3 protein-coding genes and 1 pseudogene are annotated in these 3,820 nt (G+C 77.0%); all 4 read right to left on the minus strand.

Annotated elements, in window-relative coordinates; genetic code table 11:
* Positions 1–1,309, minus strand: a 1,309-nt coding sequence (locus ABD249_RS12465; protein WP_425546337.1) for a WXG100 family type VII secretion target, incomplete at its 3' end; no start/stop codon positions are given.
* A 62-nt stretch (positions 1,310–1,371) separates the two neighbouring features.
* Positions 1,372–1,689 carry a hypothetical protein gene (locus ABD249_RS12470; protein WP_344344045.1) on the minus strand — a complete coding sequence of 106 codons (318 nt, stop codon included), beginning with the start codon at positions 1,687–1,689 and terminating at the stop codon, positions 1,372–1,374.
* Positions 1,679–2,080, minus strand: a complete 402-nt coding sequence (locus ABD249_RS12475; protein WP_344344047.1) for a YbaB/EbfC family nucleoid-associated protein — start codon at positions 2,078–2,080, stop codon at positions 1,679–1,681. Before ABD249_RS12475 ends, ABD249_RS12470 begins: the two co-directional genes overlap by 11 nt.
* Positions 2,077–3,820, minus strand: a pseudogene (locus tag ABD249_RS12480) (hypothetical protein); the annotation flags it as partial. The pseudogene ABD249_RS12480 and the gene ABD249_RS12475, both read right to left, overlap by 4 nt.

Below are 3,820 nucleotides of genomic sequence, written 5' to 3' on the forward strand. Positions count from 1 at the left end.
CGACGGCCCCGCCGAGTGCCGGGTCCGCAGCCGGGTCGACGGCCGGACCTGCGCCGGTCGCCGCGTCCGGGCTCGAGCGCGTGCCGGCGCCGGCGTCCTGCGCGCCACCGCCTCGATGCAGCCCGATGTCGCCGATGGCGCGACCACCGGCCGCGCCGAGCCCCGTGCCGATGCTCGATGCGGCGGCCGACGTCACGGCGCCGACCCCCACCTGGAATCCCTCGCCCTGGATGGCGCTGTACGTGCCCTCGGTCATGACCTCGACGAACGCCTCGCCGGCGAAGTCGACCGCGATGTCCTGCGCCGTGTCCTTCCAGCCCTGGCTCGCCGGAGGCACCGCGCCGGAGGGGGTCGTCGGCGGCAGCGTCCCGTCGCCTGCGCCCCTGCCGGCCGCTCCGGAAGCGGGTGCGCCCGCGGCACCCCCGTCGCCCGCGCCCCTGCCTGCGCCGGTCGCGGCCGCATCGCCCGAGCCGCCGGCGGCTCCTCGACCCGCGCCCGCCGCGACCGAGCCACCCGTGCCGCCGCCGGCTCCTCGACCCGCGCCGGACCCGACCGCGCCACCCGCACCGTCGCCGACGCCCCTGCCCGCACCCGCCGTCGCGCCGTCCGCGATGCCGCCGCCGACGCCCTTGCCGAGCCCCTTGCCGACGGCCGCGCCGCCGAGGATGACCGCGCCGCCGAACATGCCGGCGAGCGCGCCGCCCGCCGCGGCACCGGCGGTCTTGTCGCCGTCCCACTCGGTGCGATGGCCCTCGCCCATCTGCGCGAGCTGGGCAGCGGCGTCGATCGCGAGCTCGCTGAGCACGTTGAAGGCGGCACCCTGCGCGATCTCCTTGAGGAGTCGTCGCAGCACGGTGCGGAAGAGGATCGAGTACATCGCCTTGCGAGCGGCGAGCCACGCGAGCGACGCTCCGAACGAGGGGACGGCCATGGCGATGGCCCACGCGATCTCGGCGACGAGCGCGATGAGCGCGCCGATGAGCGTGTACTTCGTGTACTCGACGTCGAGGGCGAGCCGATCGAGGAAGGCCGCGCTCGAGAGCATCGACTCGGCGACGCCGTCGAGCGCGTCGCCGTCCATGAGCGACGCGACGAGCTGGTCGTAGGCGTCGCGGCTCGCGCCGGAGAAGCCCTGCTGCGTGCCCGCCAGGTCGCGGCGGAGGTCGCCGTCGAGGGCGTGCAGCTCGCGAGCGGCGAGCTGCCAGCCCTGGGCGAGGGAACGCAGCTGGTCCTCGTTGGCCATCGGGAACCGTTCGCCCGCGAGCACGAGGAAGAGGTTCGCGGCCTCGTTGCTGACCATGAGCGCCATCGCGTCCTCCTCTCCCTCTCGCCCTCGCGGGCAGCCGCCCGGTCCCTCGACCGTCGGCCGTCCTACATCTGGTGCCTGCTCTCGGCGGTGGCCGAGTCCTCCGTCTCCGCGAAGCCCTGCGCGACCGTCGTGGTGTCCGTCGCGACCTCCTCGACCGCGGTCGAGAGCTGCGCCATGAACTGCGTGGCCGCGTCGGCCGCGGGCACGTAGCTCTTGTCGTACGACTCCTTGAAGTCGCCGTCGCCCGCCGCGTTCGGGTACCTCGTGGCGAGCTGGTCGATCGTCGACGACAGCTGCTGCACGCGGCTCTGCAGCATGCGGAGCCGCTGCGCGCTCTGGCGCATCCGGTCGGGATCGGCGGCGAAGCGATCAGCGCTCACGGGGGGCCTCCCCGAACTGCGCGACGAGCCCCTGCATCATGGCTGCCATCTCGTCCGCCGACGGCAGGCCGGCCGCCGGATCGACGCCGTCCGGCGCGAGACCCGACAGCAGCGCCTGGCCGCGCTCCTGCACGTCCTGCTGCGCCTGGGAGACGAGGGCGACGATCCTGCTGCACAGCTCCTTCGGTGCGAGCTCGCGCCACGACTGCCCCGTGATCCGCAGATCCGTGAGCACGCCGTGGGCGTCGACCGTCGCGCTCAGCACGCGATCCTTCGACGTGACGGTCGACGTGAGGGCCTCGACCTCCGCCGCCGCCTGCTCGAGCTCGGCGTGCGACTGGCGCACCTCCGCCATCATCTGCTCGATGTCCTCTCCGCTGAGCTGCATCATGCTCCCTCCTCCTGCGCTGCCGTCGCCGGCCTGGTCGTGTCCGCATCTCCCTGCCGCCGTGCCGCAGCCGGGACGCGGCCCGCCGCGACGCCCGCCGGCACGTGCGCCGGCTGCACCGGCGCTCGCTCCTCGCCGAGCCCGATGACGCCGTGGCCGTCGGCGATCGCCGTGCCCCACACCGACTCGTCCTCGGCGAGCCACGTGTTGCGCTCGCGGTCGCGGTCTCTCGACTGCTGGTTCTGCGGCGCCATCGGCATCATGCCGCCGCCGCCCATGCCGCCTCCTGCGCCGCCACCGGCACCACCCGAGGCGTCCTGGGCGCCGCCGCCCGCGGCGAAGCCCGCATCGTCGCCCTGGCCCGAGCCGCTCGCACCCCACGCGTCGGTGGCGCCCCCTGCACCGCCGACCTGCTGGCCGAACGCACCGACGTCGCTGCCGAGCCCGCCGCCGAGTCCGCCGCCGGCACCGCCGCCCACGCCTCCTCCGCCGAGCTCGCCGCCCGGCATCCCCGCCATGCCGCCGCCGCTCGGCGCGTAGCCGCCTCCGCCGCCGCCCGAGGACGAGAGGGACGGATCGCCTGCGCCGCTGCCGCTGCCTGCTCCACCGCCGGCTGCGAAGTCGCCCGCGTCCCAGGCGCCGCCGGCATCGGGGCTCGACCAGTCGCCGCCCGCACCGACACCGCCGCCGCCATCGGCGGACCAGTCGGAGCCCGCACCCGCGCCGCCACCGGCAGACCAGTCGGAGCCCGCACCCGCACCACCGCCGGCAGACCAGTCGGAGCCGGCTCCGGCGCCACCATTGGCGGACCAGTCGCCGTCGGCACCGATCCCGCTCCCGCCGGCAGCCCCGCCGACGCCGCTGCCGCCGCCAGCGGACCAGTCGCCCTCCGAGCCGACGCCGGCCCCGCCGCCTGCGGCCCAGTCGCCACCGACTCCGGCGCCACCACCGGCAGGCCAGTCGCCACCCGCGCCGCTGCCGACGCCCGCGCCGCCGCCGATCCCACCGACGCCCGCACCGCCACCGGCAGACCAGTCTCCACCGGCACCGCTGCCGACGCCCGCGCCGCCGCCGATCCCACCGACGCCCGCACCGCCATCGGCAGACCAGTCGCCATCCGTGCCGCTGCCACCGCCGACTGCATCGCTCCCGCCGCCGAGGCCGCCGCCCGCAGCGCCGGACCAGTCGCCGTCGGCACCGGCGCCGAGGCCCGTGCCGCCGACGCCGCCCGCGAGGCCCCCGGCGCTGCCCGCGCCCCAGCCCTGACCGCTGCCGTCGTCGAGCGCACCTGCGCCCGCGCCGTCCGCCGATCCCATGCCATCCATGCCCGCACCGCCGGGAGCCGTCCACGCGCTCGCGGGAACGGCCGGCAGCGGCCCACCGCCGGCACCGGCTGCGAGCCCGGCCATGCCGTCCTGCTGCGTCGAGCCGGAGACACCCGCGCCGCCGCCGTCCTCGGCGGGAGCGGTCAGGTCGGAGAACGAGTCCTCGAGGTCGAGATCCGGCATGGTCGCGTCGCCCGCGGCGGACGTGCCACCCTCGTCGCGCCGGCCGGCGTTCGGGCCGCGCATCGAGCCGGCACCGCCGCCGCCACCCGAGGCCGTCGAGCCGCCGAAGCCCGCGCCGGGGGCTGCGAGCACGCCCGCACCGCCACCGAAGCTCCCGGCACCGCCATCGCCGACCACGCCTGCGCCGCCGCCGAGGTCGCCGAGCGAGCCGGCGCCGCCGCCGCCGTCGAAGCCG

It is taken from the genome of Agrococcus versicolor (assembly GCF_039531815.1).
In the GTDB taxonomy this organism is placed as follows: domain Bacteria; phylum Actinomycetota; class Actinomycetes; order Actinomycetales; family Microbacteriaceae; genus Agrococcus; species Agrococcus versicolor.

Excerpts from the sequence above, each read along its gene's own strand:
- ABD249_RS12475 (WP_344344047.1), bottom strand. The coding sequence starts at position 2,080 with ATGATGCAGCTCAGCGGAGAGGACATCGAGCAGATGATGGCGGAGGTG.